A 16,275-nucleotide genomic window follows, 5' to 3' on the forward strand; every position below is an offset into this window, starting at 1 on the left:
AATCAACGAACCTGATTCGGCCAGCCTTAGGTAACGGCGAACCACCGTTGATTCGGCCTGAAATCAGGGCTGCCGGAGCCCGAGTCCGCACGATGCGGCCGCCTTTTCAATCGAACGATACCGGCTTTGCGGCGCGGATCGCGGCGTTTTACGCTGCGCTGTTCGTGCTCAGCGGCATCGTGCTGCCGTTCTTTCCGGTCTGGCTCAAAGCCAAGGGCGTCGATGCGGCCCTGATCGGCATCACGCTGGCGGCGCCGCAGATATTGCGCGTCCTCGCGATTCCCGTCGTCACCCGGCAGGCCGACCGTCGCGATGCGCTACGCGGCACGCTCGTCGTGCTGAGCGCGCTGGCACTTGCGGGTTATTGCGCCGTGTCCGTGGCGGAGGGCGGGCTCCTGATTCTCGCCGCTTACGCGCTGACATCGCTGGCAACGACGCCGATCATGCCCGTGCTGGAGACTTACGCCTTGCGCGGTCTCGGCATGCGCGGCCGCGCCTACGGTTCGGTGCGGTTATGGGGATCGGTCGCCTTCATCGCCGGCGTTTTCGGCACCGGCTATGTCGCCGACATCGTTCCGCCGCGCGATCTCATTTGGCTGATCGTGGCCGCCAGCGCCGTCGCCCTCGTCATGGCGATCAGCCTGCGGCCGCTGCCGCCGCACGAGCCGGGCGTGGTCGCGGCAGCGCAGCCCAAGCGACTGCTCCGCGACCCGGCATTTCTCGTCGTTGCCGCGTCGGCCGGTCTGACGCAGTCGAGCCACGCCGTCTATTACGGCTTCTCGTCGCTCGAATGGCGCAATGCCGGTCTCGACGGCACCGCGATCGCCGCGTTGTGGTCGGTCGGCGTGGTCGCGGAGATCGTCCTGTTCGTGGTCGCGGCCCGGCTGCCGGCCTTTCTGACACCGAGCATGATGCTGGTGCTCGGCGGCGCCGGCGGCGGCTTGCGCTGGCTGGCGATGGCCTTCGATCCGCCTGTCTATCTCCTGCCGGCGCTGCAGATGCTGCACGCTTTCAGCTTCGGCATGACCTATCTGGGTGCGCTGTTCTTCACCAGCCGTCATGCGCCGCCGGGGCAGGCGGCGACCGCTCAGGGCTATCTCGCGATCAGCCTCGGCGTGACAATGGCCGCGGCGATGGCGCTGTCGGGCTGGCTCTACGGACTGTTCGGCACCAAGGCCTACGCCGCGATGGCGCTAGCGGCGGTCGTTGGCTGTGCTTATGGCGCTGTAGCGGACCGCGCGGCGCGTCGTGCTGCTGGCAACGCGCTTTGAAATCTGACGCTCGAAACGTCTGTCGGCGCGTCGTTCGACCTGGCGCTTCGTGGCAGCATCGGCGCGCCGCGTTTGCGCGGGCTTTGAGCCGCATTCCGAGACGAGCGAATGCATGGCGTTGCCCTGCAGGTAGATCATCTTGCGCGACAGGCCGCCGTTGCGATTGATCCAGCGGCGCACATCGCTGGGATAGATATTCCACAAGGCCTGGGTGCCGAGCTGGCTCGTCACCGGCGCGCCATCGGCATCCGGCATCCACGCCGCGTGAAAGCCGAAGCGGGCGCGCGGTGTTGCGCAAATGCGCGAGCGCGGGATGAGGCCGAGCACCAGGGTACAGGCCGACAGGCAGTTGCCGTCGATCATGACTTTCTCGCCGGACGAGCGCAGCATGGCGAAGGCTTGGAGGTAATGGCCGATCTGGCCGCCGCGGTCTTCGGCGATTCGCATGGTGGCCGACGCGGGTGTCGCCATCGCCGCGGCCGCCGTCGAGGCTGCCACGACCGCACAGAGCAACGTGCTCCTGAACCTCATCCCCGAACCCCAGTTTGCGGCGCGACAAGTCCCCACGCGCCATACTGGCAAAGTCTAAGCCTAATCGGGGCAGAACGGAAAGGTTTGGTTAACTACTTTTCGGAGAAAACGGCGAAAGAATTCAGTCTTTTGTCTCAAAACGAGAGTTCCGTACCGGAACATGTATCGCGACGGCACGAAGCTCCGCCACAGGCTTACCGCTGGCGGTCGCGGCCTGAAGGCATTCCTCGGCCATGCGCAAAAGGTTGGCCCCGACGCTCTCGTCGAGGCTGGCATCGGCCAGCTTCCGACAAAGCTGGGCATGAGCCATCAAGCGCTCGGCCACCTTCGATTGTGCCACGTCTCGCTCCCTGACACGAAAAGTTGTCCCTTGGATACATTCGTACCAAGACGGGAAAATGCGGCATTGATCCCGATCAAACAAATACCGGGTGTGAACTCAGCCCCAAAGCGCGGGTTCTGGCGGAAAGACCAGGCTGCCGTCATAATTTAGGCCCGGCGCGCGGTCGTGCGCCAGCAGGAGCGGGCCGTCGAGGTCGGTGAACTGTGCCGATTGAGCCAGCAGCACGGCGGGCGCCATGGACAGCGACGTCGCCACCATGCAGCCGGCCATGATCGCGAGTCCTGAGGCGCGCGCCGCCTCCGCCATGGCCAGCGCCTCGGTCAAGCCGCCGGCTTTGTCGAGCTTGATATTCACCGCATCGTATCTGTCCTTCAGGGCCGCGAGCGAGGCGCGGTCATGCGCGCTTTCGTCGGCGCAGATCGGAATGGGATGCGGCATGCGCGCGAGCGCCGCGTCGCGGCCCTCGGGCAATGGCTGCTCGACCAGCGTGACGCCAGCCTTGGCGCAGGCGTCGAGATTGGCGGCAAGGTCGGCCTCGGCCCAGCCTTCGTTTGCGTCGACGATGAGCGTCGCTCTCGGCGCGGCGGCGCGCACCGCGGCGATACGCGCCGGATCGCCGCCATTGTCGGCGCTGCCACCGAGCTTGATCTTCAGCAACGGACGATGCGCGGCCCGCGCAGCCGCCTGCGCCATGGTGTGCGGATCGGCCAGCGAAATCGTGAAGGCGGTGGTCAGCGGCTTCGGCGCGGGGAGGCCGGCGAGTTCATGAACGCGGCGGCCGCTGCGTTTGGCTTCCAGGTCCCAGAAGGCGCAGTCGAGCGCGTTGCGTGCCGCGCCCGGCGGCATGGCCCGCTGCAGGCCAATGCGGTCGAGGCCATCGGCCAGGGCCCCGCGCACCGCCTCGATCGCGGCTGTCACATTGTCGGTGGATTCGCCGTAACGCGCGTAGGGAACACATTCGCCGCGACCGGCCACGGCGCCATCGGACAGCGTCGCAACGACCACAATGGCCTCGGTTTTTGCCCCGCGGCTGATCGAAAACGTACCGGCAATCGGGAAACGTTCGACGGCGATGCTGAGGGTGACGGCCACGCGAATAACCTTTGGGCGGAGACGGCGGACGCAGGTGGGGATATCCGGGCTGTAGGGGCGGGGTCAAACCCGGAAGGCAGCCTAAATCCTTGAGAATCGGGGCTGGCCGATGCCCATTGGCGTCTCTATCTGAGCATTGGCGGGCGCAGGAGCGAGAAGTTTGAGAGGCGACCCATTCCTGCAGGAAACCCTGCAAGGCGACAGGCTGGCCGTCACGGGCGGCGGCGCCTGGACGGCCGCCCATGCGCGCGTCCTGGATTCGCAGATCGTCGGACTCACCCGTCGCCATCGCGGCGTGAAGACCGTCTCCATCGATATGGGGCAGGTCGAACAGCTCGACACCTTCGGCGCCTGGCTGCTCGAAAAGCTTGTGCGCGAGGCGCAGGCGAACGGCGCCAAGGCCGAAGTCACCGGCCTCAAGGCGGACTACAGCGCGCTGATCGACGAGATGCACCAGGTCGATCTCGAGCCGCTGCGCAAGCGCCACGCGGCCGGCTCCTTCGTCTATGCGCTGTCGTCGATCGGCGAGAACATCAGCGCGGTCGGCGGTTCGCTGCTCGCCATCGTCAACATGTTCGGCGCGCTGGTCACCGCGATCCTGCGCGTGCTGACGCGGCCGCAGACTTTCCGCATGACGTCGCTGGTGCATCAGCTCGACATGGTGGCGTGGCGGGCGGTGCCGATCATCCTGCTCATCACCTTCCTGATCGGCTGTATCATCGCCCAGCAGGGTCTGTTTCATTTCCGCAAGTTCGGCGCCGACGTCTATGTCGTCGACATGGTCGGCATCCTGGTGCTGCGCGAACTTGGCGTGCTGATCGTCTGCATCATGGTCGCCGGCCGCTCCGGCTCGGCCTACACCGCTGAGCTCGGCTCGATGAAAATGCGCGAGGAGATCGACGCGCTCAAGACCATGGGCTTCGATCCGACCGAGGTGCTGATCTTGCCGCGCATCCTCGCGCTCATCATAGGCGTGCCGATCCTGACCTTCATCGGTTCGATGGCAGCGCTGTACGGCGGCGGACTGGTATGCTGGCTCTATGGCGGCATCGCGCCGGACATCTTCCTGTCGCGCCTGAAGGAAGCGATCGCGCTCAATACGTTCCAGGTCGGCATGATCAAGGCGCCGTTCATGGCGCTGGTGATCGGCGTGGTCGCCTGCGTCGAGGGCCTCGCGGTGAAGGGCTCCGCGGAATCGCTCGGCCGCCAGACCACCGCGTCGGTGGTCGAGGCGATCTTCCTCGTCATCGTGATGGACGGCCTGTTCGCCATCTTCTTTGCCTCGATCGGGATGTGAGCGATGGCCGCCGGCAACGGAAAACGCGAAACGATCATCGAGGCGCGCGGCGTCGAAGTCGGCTTCGGCGACCGCCTCGTACTCAAGGGCGCCGATCTCGATGTCTATCGCGGCGAGATCCTCGGCTTCGTCGGCGGCTCCGGTGCGGGCAAGTCGGTGCTGATGCGCACCATCATCGGCCTCATCGGCAAGCGCGCCGGCACCATCAAGGTGCTGGGCCAGGATCTCGATCAGCTCGGCGACGAAGAGCGCCGCGCCATCGAGCGACGCTGGGGCGTGCTGTTTCAGCAGGGCGCGCTGTTTTCATCGCTGACCGTGATGGAGAATCTGCAGTTCACCGTGCGCGAAAACCTGCATCTGCCGCAGCGGCTGATGGACGAACTGGCCGTGGCCAAGCTGGAAATGGTCGGCCTCGATGCCAGCGTCTGCGGCAAGTATCCGTCGGAACTGTCGGGCGGCATGACAAAACGAGTTGCTTTGGCGCGTGCCTTGGCGCTTGACCCGGAAATTGTGTTTCTGGACGAGCCGACCTCGGGCCTTGATCCTATCGGTGCCGGGGATTTCGACACTTTGATCGCCACGCTGCAGCGTGTTTTGGGCCTTACCGTTTACATGGTAACCCACGATCTCGACAGCCTGAGCACGGTCTGCGACCGCATCGCGGTCCTGTTCGACGGTAAGGTAATAGCGGCCGGTACCATGGAAACGATGCTCAAGTCCGAGCATCCGTGGATGAAGGAATACTTCCGTGGCAAGCGCGCGCGCGCGGCGATCGGCGCCCGCGAAGCGGCGCTGTCGGGAAATGGCTGAACTGGAGCGGGTTGGATGGAAACGCGAGCGAACTACGTACTGATCGGAGCGTTCACGCTGGCCGTGGTCGCCGGCGTGTTCGGCTTCATCTACTGGTTCCAGAACATCGGCGGCACCGGCGAACGGCTTCGCTACAGCATCGTGTTCGACGGCTCGGTGTCCGGCCTGCGCACCGGCGCGACCGTGCTGTTCAACGGCATCCGCGTCGGCGAGGTGACCGGGCTGCAGCTCGACCCGTCGAAGCCCAAGCAGGTGGTTGCGACGCTGTCGGTCGACAAATCCGTGACGGTTCGTGAGGACACCCGGATCGGTCTCGAATTTCAGGGCCTGACCGGCATCGCTTCGGTGTCGCTGATCGGCGGCAGTTCGGCCGCGAAGGCACTCGTCGGCGCCAACGCCGGCGAAACGCCACCCGTGATGGTGGCGCCGGCAAGCGCGACGCAAGACGTGACACAGGTCGCGCGCGACGTCATGCGCAAGGTTGACGAATTCATCACCCAAAACCAGCAGTCGTTCAATGCGGCGTTGCAGAACATCGAGAAGTTCACCGGCACGCTGGCGAACAACTCGGCGAAGATCGATCAGACGCTCACCAATATCGAGAAGTTCACCGCCGCGCTCGGCGCCAATTCGGACAACATCGACAAGACGCTGGCGAATATCGAGCGCTTCACCGGCGCGCTGGGCCGCAATTCCGATCGTATCGACCGCATTGCGCAGGGGCTCGAAGGATTGACCGGCGGGCCGGACGGCAAGGGCGGCGACATCAACGAGGCGGCACGCTCGATCAAGACGCTGGCCGACAATCTCGACAAGCGCACCGAGGCGCTGACGCTCGACATTGCGCGGCTGGCGCGGACCGGCACGCGCACGCTGACGACCATCGACAAGGCCGCCAAAAACTTCGACGCCAATCCGAGCCGCATCATCTGGGGCGGCGAGCCGCCGGACGCCGACAAGAAGCCTGTACAGCCGCGCACGCCGGCGGTGCGCTGAGTCTCTTCCTCCCCTCTCCTCCAAGGGGAGAGGGGAAGAAAGAACGAGTACCGATCTAAAGAAACGGGCGCCGGTGAGGGCGCCCGTTTTGATTTGCGATCAGTGCGCCGCGTTTACGCGTTGTCGAAGCGGCCCGCCGCATGCGCCAGCATGGTGTAGACCTTGCCGGTTTCCGAAGTCAGGTAGGTGCGCGCCACCACCTGGCCGCGGTCGTCGCGGGAGACCTCCTCGAGGAGCCGTTCGAACTCGCCGATATAGCGGTCGACCGTCTGCTTGAACTCACGGTCGGCGCGATACTTGCGGCGGATCTCGTCGAAGGCCTGCTGGCCCTGCAGGGTGTAGAGGCGGCGCGTGAACACGTTGCGTTCGCCGCGCTTGTAGCGGTCCCACAGATCGGCCGCGGCTTCGTGATCGATCATGCGCGCGATATCGACCGACAGGCTGTCGAGCGACTCGATCGAATGCCGGGCGGAGCGGTCCTCGCCGCGAGCGCTGTCCCGGTCGCGACCGGTCTCGCGCGCCGGCTCGCGGGCCGATTCCCGTCCGTAGTCGCGGGCAGGCTCACGGATTTGCGGCTCATTGTCCTCGCGCGAGGCGCGCGACAAGAGATCGCTCAGCCAGCCGGTCTTGCCGCCGGATGACGGCGCGGCGCTGGGCGGCGCAGCCGGTTCGGCGCGGCGCGGCGCCTGCGACGGCGTGTAGCCGAGGTCACGCGGCGGGGCCGGGCGGGGCGCCGGTTCGGCGCGGGCGACCTGTTCGCGGCCGCCGATCACAGCGAGCGTCGGTTCGTCGCGGAAGCGGCGCTGGGCCGGCTCGACGGCATCGAGATTGCGGCCATGGCGGGCGACGATGCGGTTGAGTTCGGCCAGTGCCTCGATCTGATCGACGATGGCGCGGCGCATCTGCGCAGCGTTCTCGGCGGTCTCCTGCGGCAGTTCGAATACGCCGCGGCGGAGCTCGGTGCGCGTGGCCTCGAGCTCGCGCTGCATCTCCGACGCCATCTGCTTCATTTCCTGAACCGTGTCGGCATAGCGCTGGGCAGCCTCGCGGAAGTAGCTTTCGGTATCTTCTGACGACTGCTCGTACATGCGGCGCACACCCTTGGCGGCGTCGGCGAAGCGGTCCTGCAGGCCGCGGAACATCGATTCCGCCTCCGACGAGGTCTGCGCATAGACTTGGTTCATGGTCTCGACCGTGCGGCGGCGCTCGGTTTCCGCCGTCTCGCGCACGATTTCGTACTGCTCGGTGATGGCGCGGGTGCCATCGGCGCTCGATTCCGACACCAGACGCGCGACCTCGCGGGCGCGGGCGGACGCGGCTTCGAGCGACTCGTCGAGCAGGCCCGAGAAGCGCTTGAGGCGCTGCTCGATATCCTCGGTGCGGATGTCGAGGGTAGCGACCAGCGAGTCGAGCTGCACGCGGCGTTCGTTGACGTGCTCCTCGGTCTTGCGGTTGCTGTCGTCGATGATGGCGGCGGCCTTGGCGAGATCGCGGCCGTGCGCATCGAACTGGGTGGCGAGCTGGCCGAGATCGCGCAGCGCGTCGGCGGTGAGGCCGCGGAAGCCGGAGATCGTCGTCTCGATGCGATCGGTGGCGTCGGTGGTCGAGCCGTTGACGCGCTCCATCGCGTCGACGAACTCCGAAACGCGCCGCATCAAGGTGTCTTCCAGCGCGCTCATGTTCTCGTGCGAGCCGGACAGGACTTCCTGCAGCATGATGTTGGCTTCGCGCAGGCGCTCGAACAAAGCGGTGGTGTCGGAGCGCAGCATGTTGTGCGCTTCCATCATCTCGGTGACGGTCGAGGTCGCGGTTTCGCGCGAGCGCTCGATGGCCTTGGCCGCGGTCTCCTGCAGATCGTTCAGCGTGCGGTTCACCGAATTGGCCGCGGTCTCGCCGGCGGTGTTGATCATGCGCGTGATCTCGGCGCCGTTCTCGGCGACGGTGCGGCTGAAAGCCAAGCCCTTGTCGCTGATCTCGCTGAGCGCCTGATCGGCCGCGCGGGTGATGTCGGCGGCGAACTGCTCGCTCTTCTCGGTGAGGGCGCTGAGCACGCCGCTGCTGCGATCCGAGAGCACCTCGGCCATTTCGTGGGTGCGCTTGCCGACGGTCTCGGCGATCTCCGCGGTCTGCTTGCTGACGGTCTCGGCGATCTCCGCAGTCTGCTTGCTGACGGTCTCGGTGATTTCCGCGGTACGCTTGCCAACCGTCTCGGCAATTTCCTCGGTGCGCGCGGTGATGTTGCGGGCCACCTCGTCGGACAGGCCGGTGAGGGTCTTTTCGGCGCTCGCCGCGCTGTCGCGGATGGCGTCGGCGGTGGAGGTGGACAGCGAGGTCAGCGCGGCCTCCGCCTCCGAGGTGTTGGAGCGGATGGTGTTCGACAGCGCCTCGACGCGGGATTGCAGCGTCTCGGCCGCGGCGGTGGCCCGGCTTTCGAGTTCGCTGGAGACGGCCGAAGTGCGGTCGACCAGAAGCTCTTCGATGCGGTTGATGCGGCCGTCGAGCGTTTCGGTGACCTCGAGCGCGCGGGTGCCGAGCGTCTTGTCCATCTCGCCGATCTTGGCGCCGATGGCGTCGGCGACTTCGGCGCCGCGGGTGTTGATGGTGCCGGTGATGTCGCCGATGCGCTTGTCGAGCGCGGCGACGATCTCGTTGCCGCCGTCGTTGAGCGTGTTGGCGAGATCGGTGACGCGCACGCCGAGCAGGTCTTCGAACTGGACGAGGCGCTTGTCGAGCGTGGCGGAGAGGGCGTCGGTGCGGCCGGTGACGCGGTCGTCGAACGAGTCGAGATAGGCGCGCATGGCCGCGGCGACATCGTCGGTACGCTGACCGAGGCGCTCGATGAGTTCGCTGCCGTAGGTCTTCACGGTGTGGTCGAACTCGGCGACGTGGCGTGTGATCAGGCCGCCGAGCGCCGTGGAATCGCGCGCGATCTTTTCGGACAGCGCGGTGCCGTTCTGATCGAACACCGCTTCGAAGGCCTTGAGACGCTCGATGAGCATCGCTTCGGTCTGTTCGTTGCGATTGTCGAGAGTCGCCGAAAGCTGCTCGGCATTGCGGCGGAAGGTGTCGGCGATCGATTGGCTGCGTGCCGCCAAGGTCTCGTTGGTGACGGTGCCGGTCTGTTCGATACGAGCAACGACGTCGCCGCCGCGGGTGCTGATGGCCTCGACCAGTTGCTCGGAACGGGCGGCGAGCTGATCGGCGATCTCGGCCGAATTCTTCGCCAGCGCCGCGGCGTATTGCTCCGAACGCGCCGACATCGCATCGGTGAGCTGCTGCGAGCGGGTCGCCATAGCGTCGATGGTGCCTTGCGTCTTCTGCGAGAATCCCTGCGCCACCTGATCGAGGCGGGCGGCCATCATCTGCTGCAGGCGCGCCGCCATGTCGGCGAATTCGTCGTGGATGTGGTCGGACTTGAAGGTCAAGCTCTCCGACAGCCGGTCGCTGGCCGAGGCGATGGCGGAGGTGGCGCGGTCGCTGGTGGTCTCCAGGCGCTCGAGCAAAGTGGAGCCGCGCTCGCCGAGCGCGTCGATCATGGAATCGCCGGCATGGCCGAGCGCCAAGGTGATGTGTTCGCCCTTCTCGGTGAGTGAGCGGGTGACGCGCTGCGCCACGTCGTTGACCTTCTCGGCGACCAGATCGCCGACCGAGGTGATGTCGTGCGACAGATCGAGGTGCACGGCGCCGATCGCCTTGCGCACCTGATCGGCCTGGCTGACCAGCGTTTCGCGCTGGTTGTTCAGTTCGGACAGCAGGTCGCGGATGCGCACTTCGTTGTCGTTATAGGCGCGCTCCAGCGCCGACACTTCGTTGTGCACCAGCGCCTCGAGCTCGGCGGCGCGCGCCAGCGCGCGCTCGACGCCGTCGCCCATGGCGGTGACTTCGCGGCGGATGGCCTGGCCGACCGAGACGATCTGGTCGCGCGCGGCGGTTTCCGGCTGGGCAAGCCGCATCGCGACTTCCGCCATCGACTCGGCGACAAGGCGCAGATCCTGCGAGCGGCTGAACAGGTGGGCGAGGACGTAGAAGAAGATCACCGGCACGATCACGGCGCTGGCGATGCCGGCGACGGTGGCAACGCCGAGGTTCGGCGCATCGAGCATCGGCAGGAGTTCGGCGCGTGACAGATAGACCAGCGCGGCGGCGCCGGCGGTCCACGCAAAGGCGGCGGCGGTAGCGATGGCATACGGCGCGCGGGCGCGTCGGCCGCGCAGCGTCTGCAGGATCGAGCCCATGCTGGCGGCATCGTCATTGGCCGGCAGACGCGGCACGCCTTCGCCGGCCCACTGCGGCGCGGGCTCGGGTTCGCGGAACAGGTCCGGCGTGACCGGCGGCGCGTCGAATTCGAAGGTATCGGACTTGTCGGGGGCGGCCGGGGCAGGGCCCTCGGCGACGGTGTCCTTGCGCGGGGCGCTGATATGGACGTTGAGCGCGTCCTCGAGAGCGGCCATTGCCTGGTCCGTTGCCGTCTTGGACTGCTGCGGATTGTTCGCCATTTCGGGTCGCCTCGTTTTACGCCGCACTTCAAACGTCAGCTTGCGGCCCATTCGGACGAATTTGCCGCAATGTTTTGAGACCCGCGCCGCATGTTCGCGCCGGGGCCTAGAGCCGGGGCCAAGAGATACCGGGGCGGAACCGTCATCCGCCTCCCCTCAATCGCCAGAAATTCATCCTATCGTATTGGCAAAGCGAAAGAAACCGGACCGCTAAGGATGTTTTAATCATCGTTAATGGGCCTTAACCACAGTCCGGGCGGTGTCCCGGAACGTGCCAAGGTGCGGACCGGACAGGGATTTTCGCGATACCTCGGGCGGCCCTCCCATCGTCGATCAAGGACGACCTGAAGCGGCATTGCGGCGGCGGCGTGGCTAACCGCCTCCAGGCTCGCCCGACGGTTACGCTGGCCTTAACCACCGGGCCGGGTTCCGTCCTTTTTTGGCCGAGACGAGGGCCGGCATTTACCGGACCTTTGCGAGGAGCCGGCAAGCTGGCGCCGACATGGTCAGGGAGGCGGCAGCCATGGAAAGCGCGGCGCAGGTCAACGACGTGGTGCTCGACCGTGGGCATCTGTCCCGCATGACGCTCGGCAATCACAGCCTTGAGCAGGAAGTGCTCGGGCTATTCGACCGTCAGGCCGAAATCCTGCTCCTGCGCATGCGCAAAAGTGACGGCGCCGGCGTCGGCGCGCTGGCTCATACCCTCAAGGGATCGGCCGCCGGTATCGGCGCCGCCGAAGTCGCTCGCGCCGCGGAGCTGACCGAACGTGCCGCCAAGGGTTCGGCCGAGGAGTGTTCGGCCGCGATCGACCGGCTGGCGGATGCCGTGGACAAGGCCCGCGCCATGATCGCCGAGCTGCTCAGCCAGCGTGCCGAAGCGTAACGGGGCTACGGCTGGCATTCATTCCGGATTGACTATATACGGGGCGCGCCCGCTCTCAGGGCGCTTCCCCCAACGCGTTTCGAATTCGTCCCATGCCCAAGATTACGTTTATTGATTTCTCCGGCACCGCGCGCACCGTCGATGCCGACAACGGTGCGACCGTGATGGAAACGGCGATCCGTAACAACATTCCGGGCATCGAGGCCGAATGCGGCGGGGCCTGCGCCTGCGCCACCTGTCATGTCTATGTCGAGGAAGCGTGGCGCGAAAAGACCGGCGAGCCATCGCCGATGGAAGAGGACATGCTCGACTTCGGCTATGACGTGCGGCCGAACTCGCGGCTGTCGTGCCAGATCAAGGTCAGCGACGAACTCGACGGCCTCGTTGTGCGCACGCCGGAGAAGCAGGCTTAGTCGCTACGGCGCCGCGGTGTCGTTGATGTAGAGGATGTGGCACTGTCTCTTGTCGGCTTCACAGGATTTCAGGGCGTCGCGTCGCGCTTCCTCAATCGTTCGGCGGCCCGAACGCCAGCCGAAATAACCACCATCGCTCGACACTGCAAAGGCCTTGGGGTCCAGCGCGCGGCGATATTGAGCCAAAGCCTCCCGCCCCCGTGCGCCGAACTGAGGCGGCGCCGCGAGAGTCGGCAAAGATGGCAGCGGCGCGGGGGTGGCGCGCTGGGTGAGATCGTGGTCGGCGAGGAAACCCTCGACGTAACGGGTCCAGAGCGGAATGCCTGATATCGAAAATAGACCATGGCCATCCTTGCCGTAGGCCGGCGCGCGGATGAATTGAACGCGACCGCCACCTGCTTTGAACGCGTCATGGAATTTCTCGGCCAGCTTCGGTTCGAAGAAGTGATCATTGGCGGTGTAGATCCACAGCATCGGCAGCCGCGATGTCTTGCCGAAGGCGCCGAAGGCCGCGATCAGCCGCTCTTCCTTGCAGACGTCGAAATCGGCGCGCGAGCCGCGGCCGCCGGCGAAATTGATGACCGCAACCAGGCCGGGCGGCGGGTCGGCGGCGAGTGCGACCGAGGCGAGGCCGCCGGCCGACTGACCGACAGCGATGACGCGCGTCGGATCGACGTCGGATCGTTTGCCAAGCGCGACAATGGCGGCCTTGATATCCGCTGCGCCGGCGCGGCCGGACCTGATGTAATCAGGATTGTTGCAGGGGCCTGAGTGCTCAGCCATATCGCTGCCGGAATCGCCGTAGCCACGCCGCATGACGATGGCGACCGCGAAACCGCGGCGCGCGAACTCAAGCGCAGGAATGTAGAAACCGGCAGGCGTCATCGTCGGGCGCTCTTCGGCCTTGCGCGGTGAGCCGTGGCTGATGATGACGAGCGGATAACGTCCGGCTTCGGCGGGCCGGATGAACAGGGTTTCGAGGCCCTTGCCGTTGGTGCCGTCTCTCGGCACCCGCAAATCTTCGCGAATGTAATTCTGCGCGGCGGCCGGCGCGATGAAGAGCGCCGTCAGCATCACGATGAATGCGAGTCGAAAAACCGACATGGAAATACCCCCGAAAGACCGGGGTTTATATCATGCCCGTGTCAGCCTGGCTGCGGGCTGTGGATGAAGCGCCGCGCGGCGATGATCGCGACGACGAAGGGCGCGAGCAGCACAAGCCGGCTCTGATAGCGATCGACCGGATGCGAGAACACGCCGCAGATGACGGCGTTGGCGGCGAGCGCGGCAAGTAGCGTCAGGCACAGCGCGTAGGTTCGCTCCGACAGGCCGAGCCGGCGGCGGAAGATCATCGCCAGGACCATCAGCGCGATCGATACATAGCCGACCGGCACATGGAGCCAGTTCAGCGGCTCAACATCGAATGGCTCGGCCTGTTGGCGGGCGGCGAGGAGTATGGGGTAGAGCCTGGGGAGAAACTCTTCGAAAGCCCAGCGGGTCGGACCGTTATCGTCAATGCCGACCTCGGTCTGGATTGAGAAGAACTGTGCGACGGCCGCCTCGGTGGCGGTTTTGATGTGCATTGCCGGATATTCGCGGAGCGTGTCGCGGATGATGCGATTGGCCTCGGGCTCGTAGGCCTGCCAACCGCCCATCTTGTAGAGGGGCGAGCCGCCCCACCACAGCCATGAATCGGCGTCCTCCTGGATTTCGTCCTTGTAATCGCACAACTTGATCGTCGGATCGGGGCAGTTCTCGTTCAAGTAACGCGTGATGATGCCGTCTTCGACCAGGCGCCCGAACAGGAAGCTCGAGCCGCCGGGCGTGAAGGCAAAGCTGCCGGTGAGCAGCGCATTGGATACGGGACCGAGCACAATACCGGCGGCGATCGATGCCGCGGCCAAAGCGAGCCGCGCGCGCGGCAAGGCGAGCCGACGGATATGCGTCAGCGCCATGGCGGCGACCACTGCGACGGCCATGCCGGCCGCCGCCATGTGGCTCGCCATGGCAAAAGCGATCACCGCACCGAGGAGCCAGCGCTCCCAACGGGCCACGGCAGCATCGGCATAGGCGAGCAGATAAAGCGACAGTGCCGCCGCTGGAAAGAAGATGTCCGGCATCAGTTGTCCGGCGAACCAGGGCAGGCTGGTGCCGATGCAAAGCAGCGCGACGAGACCGAGCGCGAGATAAGGCCGGTCGCCCAGTCCATTGACGCGCAAGGTCATGACGACGAGCCATGCCATCAACGCCGCTTGCGCGATGACGGGAGGCCAGAACGCCAAAGGTATCCCGAGAATTAGAAACAATCCGTACAGCGCCGACCGGCCATTGGCCATATGCTGCACCATCGGCGCGGTGAAATAGCCGCCGGTATCGGGGAAGATGATGGGAAAGCCGTTCCAGATCGCCGGCGCCAGCATGGCGGCGATCATGCCGGCCGTGGCGACGATCCACGCGCCGGTCGACGTGCCGGCGAACGGGCGTCGCGCGGCCAGGGGCCCCGGTCGTGCGATCTGAATATCGGCCATAGACGCCCCCAAACGCCGGCGATCCATGCAAGAGCGGAAACGACGATACGTCCCCGCCTGTCTCGCGATCCTTGATGAAAAGCAAAATATGGGCCGCGACATGAACGCGGCCCGAACAAATTGGTTCGACGGCGTTATGGAAATCAGGTGGCCAGAATGTCGCGGGCGGTAGCAGGTGCCGCCGATCCGGCGCGTTGCTCGTGAAGGCGAAGCAAGGCCAAACCGGCGATAAATACCGCCAGCCAGACGATCCGGGCGCCATAGCGGTCGTGCGGATTGGCCAGCCCGCCGCAGACGAAGGCATTGGCGAGCAGCGCCAGAATGCAGACAAAAGCGAGGTCGCCGAAGGCGCGGGGCAGGCGGCCGCTCCAGCCCATGATCAGGATCACCGGCAGGAACGCCATCGAGATGAGCGCGACCGGGTAGTGCACGGCATTGATCGCCGTGAATGAGATTTCGCCCTTCTGCTGGCGCGCCGCCCACATCGCTGGCTGCAACTGCGGCGCCCAGTCCTTGACGATGAAGTAGGTGTGCCAGATCCAGTTGACGACACCTTCGCCGCTGCGCACGGCGACAAGCTGTGCGGCGGTGGCCTCGACGGTCGATGTAAGGACGTCGAGCGGAAACTCGGCGGCGGCGCCGAACGCGACCTTTTGCATTTCGGCAGTCATGCCGGCGAAACGGCCGAGGGCGTCGAAGTCCTTATTGGCCCAAAACCAGTCATCTGCATTGTCGGGCAGGCGGTCCTTGATCGCGCATAGCTTGATCGAAGGATCGGGACAGTTTTTGTTGAGATACTTGGTCACGATCCCGGCCTGCAGCATGCGGCCGAAATACATGGATGAGCCGCCGGGCGTCCAGGTCAGGCGTTTCACAAGCATGAAGTTGGTGCCGAGCACGATAACGGCGCCGAGCGCGATGGCGAGCACGCCTTGCGCGACGCGGATGCGCGGCAGCCGGACGCGATCGAACAAGGTCAGCACGATCGACGCGGCCGAGAGCATCATCATCACCGCCAGCGTGGCGCTGTGACTGGCGCAGGCGCAGGCGATCAACAGGACGAACGTCCAGTGCTCGAAGCGCGTGAGCTGCTCCGAGCGCGCGAGCAACATGTAGAAGGCGAGGATGGCGAGACCGCTATAGATATCGGTCAGGAGGATCGCGGTGATCCAGGGCAGCGTCGAGACGACGGACAGCACCGCGATCATGCCGAACACCAGCATCGGCCGGCCGCCATATCCATGCGTGCGCAGCGCGACAGCGAGGATCCAGAACGTCAGCAGCGACTGGAAGATAATGACCGGCCAGAAGGCGAAGGGCACATTGGCGGTGAGCAACAGGCCGTAGATCAGCGGCCGGTTGATGAGCAGCGTGCCCTCATACCAGCGCGCCAGATAGCCGCCAGTGTCATATTCGAGCAGCGGAAAGCCGTTCCAGAGCGCGGGCGCGATCAAGAGCAGGGTCGAAAGAACGATACTCAACGCCCAAAGGGCGCGATCGCGGCTGCGCATGCGAGGAAATCTCCGGCACCGGCTTTTACCGGCTCCCCCGGAGCCGGACTAGGGCTGATCTATGGCCGCTTTGGGGTTACGGCTGTGAGGCCCGGGAACTCCAG

The 16,275-nt window shown here is 65.6% G+C and carries 13 protein-coding genes; 6 read left to right on the top strand and 7 right to left on the bottom strand.

Annotated features, from left to right (window positions below; all coding sequences use genetic code 11):
- The first annotated feature begins 92 nt into the window (after positions 1-92).
- A complete protein-coding gene (locus E8Q40_RS08105) occupies positions 93-1,271 on the top strand; it encodes an MFS transporter (RefSeq protein ID WP_168197771.1) in 1,179 nt (392 codons plus the stop codon).
- On the opposite strand, the gene E8Q40_RS22125 is transcribed toward E8Q40_RS08105, so the two are convergent.
- The 3 genes from E8Q40_RS22125 to dgcA form a co-directional block, all read right to left on the bottom strand.
- Positions 1,194-1,802: a hypothetical protein gene (locus tag E8Q40_RS22125; protein ID WP_205995729.1), complete on the bottom strand. Its 609-nt coding sequence runs from the start codon at positions 1,800-1,802 to the stop codon at positions 1,194-1,196. The two genes, E8Q40_RS08105 and E8Q40_RS22125, sit on opposite strands and share 78 nt — an antisense overlap.
- Before the next feature lie 121 nt (positions 1,803-1,923).
- Positions 1,924-2,142, bottom strand: coding sequence for a hypothetical protein (locus E8Q40_RS08115; RefSeq protein ID WP_137043903.1), 219 nt, complete (start codon positions 2,140-2,142; stop codon positions 1,924-1,926).
- A 99-nt stretch (positions 2,143-2,241) separates the two neighbouring features.
- On the bottom strand, positions 2,242-3,237 hold the full coding sequence (gene dgcA / locus E8Q40_RS08120) for an N-acetyl-D-Glu racemase DgcA (protein ID WP_137043904.1): 996 nt from the start codon (positions 3,235-3,237) through the stop codon (positions 2,242-2,244).
- 160 nt (positions 3,238-3,397) lie between these two features.
- On the opposite strand from dgcA, the gene E8Q40_RS08125 reads away from it, so the two are divergent.
- The 3 genes from E8Q40_RS08125 to E8Q40_RS08135 are packed head-to-tail and all read left to right on the top strand — an operon-like array spanning position 3,398 to position 6,340.
- Positions 3,398-4,534: an MlaE family lipid ABC transporter permease subunit gene (locus E8Q40_RS08125; RefSeq protein ID WP_137043905.1), complete on the top strand. Its 1,137-nt coding sequence runs from the start codon at positions 3,398-3,400 to the stop codon at positions 4,532-4,534.
- Positions 4,535-4,537: 3 nt separating this feature from the next.
- On the top strand, positions 4,538-5,344 hold the full coding sequence (locus tag E8Q40_RS08130) for an ABC transporter ATP-binding protein (RefSeq protein WP_137043906.1): 807 nt from the start codon (positions 4,538-4,540) through the stop codon (positions 5,342-5,344).
- 15 nt (positions 5,345-5,359) lie between these two features.
- Entirely contained in the window at positions 5,360-6,340 is a 981-nt protein-coding gene (locus E8Q40_RS08135) for an MlaD family protein (protein ID WP_137043907.1), read from the top strand.
- A gap of 113 nt (positions 6,341-6,453) precedes the next feature.
- Here the strand turns inward: E8Q40_RS08135 and E8Q40_RS08140 are convergent, their stop codons facing one another.
- Positions 6,454-10,836 carry a hypothetical protein gene (locus E8Q40_RS08140; RefSeq protein ID WP_168197772.1) on the bottom strand — a complete coding sequence of 1,461 codons (4,383 nt, stop codon included), beginning with the start codon at positions 10,834-10,836 and terminating at the stop codon, positions 6,454-6,456.
- 523 nt (positions 10,837-11,359) lie between these two features.
- On the opposite strand from E8Q40_RS08140, the gene E8Q40_RS08145 reads away from it, so the two are divergent.
- Together E8Q40_RS08145 and E8Q40_RS08150 are read left to right on the top strand one after the other, a co-directional pair.
- On the top strand, positions 11,360-11,719 hold the full coding sequence (locus E8Q40_RS08145) for an Hpt domain-containing protein (protein WP_137043909.1): 360 nt from the start codon (positions 11,360-11,362) through the stop codon (positions 11,717-11,719).
- Positions 11,720-11,811: 92 nt separating this feature from the next.
- Positions 11,812-12,132 carry a 2Fe-2S iron-sulfur cluster-binding protein gene (locus E8Q40_RS08150; protein ID WP_137043910.1) on the top strand — a complete coding sequence of 107 codons (321 nt, stop codon included), beginning with the start codon at positions 11,812-11,814 and terminating at the stop codon, positions 12,130-12,132.
- Between the two features lie 3 nt (positions 12,133-12,135).
- Here the strand turns inward: E8Q40_RS08150 and E8Q40_RS08155 are convergent, their stop codons facing one another.
- The 3 genes from E8Q40_RS08155 to E8Q40_RS08165 all read right to left on the bottom strand — a co-directional run bounded on the left by E8Q40_RS08155 (position 12,136) and on the right by E8Q40_RS08165 (position 16,171).
- Positions 12,136-13,236 (bottom strand): CocE/NonD family hydrolase, encoded by a 1,101-nt coding sequence (locus E8Q40_RS08155; protein WP_137043911.1) that lies wholly within the window; start codon positions 13,234-13,236, stop codon positions 12,136-12,138.
- Between the two features lie 41 nt (positions 13,237-13,277).
- Positions 13,278-14,660: a hypothetical protein gene (locus tag E8Q40_RS08160; protein WP_137043912.1), complete on the bottom strand. Its 1,383-nt coding sequence runs from the start codon at positions 14,658-14,660 to the stop codon at positions 13,278-13,280.
- Positions 14,661-14,803: 143 nt separating this feature from the next.
- A complete protein-coding gene (locus E8Q40_RS08165; protein ID WP_137043913.1) occupies positions 14,804-16,171 on the bottom strand; it encodes a hypothetical protein in 1,368 nt (455 codons plus the stop codon).
- Between the last annotated feature and the right edge of the window lie 104 nt (positions 16,172-16,275).

The sequence above is a fragment of the Pseudolabrys sp. FHR47 genome (assembly GCF_005153485.1).
GTDB lineage: Bacteria > Pseudomonadota > Alphaproteobacteria > Rhizobiales > Xanthobacteraceae > Pseudolabrys.

Excerpts from the sequence above, each read along its gene's own strand:
- E8Q40_RS08105 (WP_168197771.1), top strand. The coding sequence starts at position 93 with ATGCGGCCGCCTTTTCAATCGAACGATACCGGCTTTGCGGCGCGGATC.
- E8Q40_RS22125 (WP_205995729.1), bottom strand. The coding sequence starts at position 1,802 with ATGAGGTTCAGGAGCACGTTGCTCTGTGCGGTCGTGGCAGCCTCGACG.
- E8Q40_RS08130 (WP_137043906.1), top strand. The coding sequence starts at position 4,538 with ATGGCCGCCGGCAACGGAAAACGCGAAACGATCATCGAGGCGCGCGGC.
- E8Q40_RS08135 (WP_137043907.1), top strand. The coding sequence starts at position 5,360 with ATGGAAACGCGAGCGAACTACGTACTGATCGGAGCGTTCACGCTGGCC.
- E8Q40_RS08140 (WP_168197772.1), bottom strand. The coding sequence starts at position 10,836 with ATGGCGAACAATCCGCAGCAGTCCAAGACGGCAACGGACCAGGCAATG.
- E8Q40_RS08145 (WP_137043909.1), top strand. The coding sequence starts at position 11,360 with ATGGAAAGCGCGGCGCAGGTCAACGACGTGGTGCTCGACCGTGGGCAT.
- E8Q40_RS08150 (WP_137043910.1), top strand. The coding sequence starts at position 11,812 with ATGCCCAAGATTACGTTTATTGATTTCTCCGGCACCGCGCGCACCGTC.
- E8Q40_RS08155 (WP_137043911.1), bottom strand. The coding sequence starts at position 13,236 with ATGTCGGTTTTTCGACTCGCATTCATCGTGATGCTGACGGCGCTCTTC.
- E8Q40_RS08160 (WP_137043912.1), bottom strand. The coding sequence starts at position 14,660 with ATGGCCGATATTCAGATCGCACGACCGGGGCCCCTGGCCGCGCGACGC.
- E8Q40_RS08165 (WP_137043913.1), bottom strand. The coding sequence starts at position 16,171 with ATGCGCAGCCGCGATCGCGCCCTTTGGGCGTTGAGTATCGTTCTTTCG.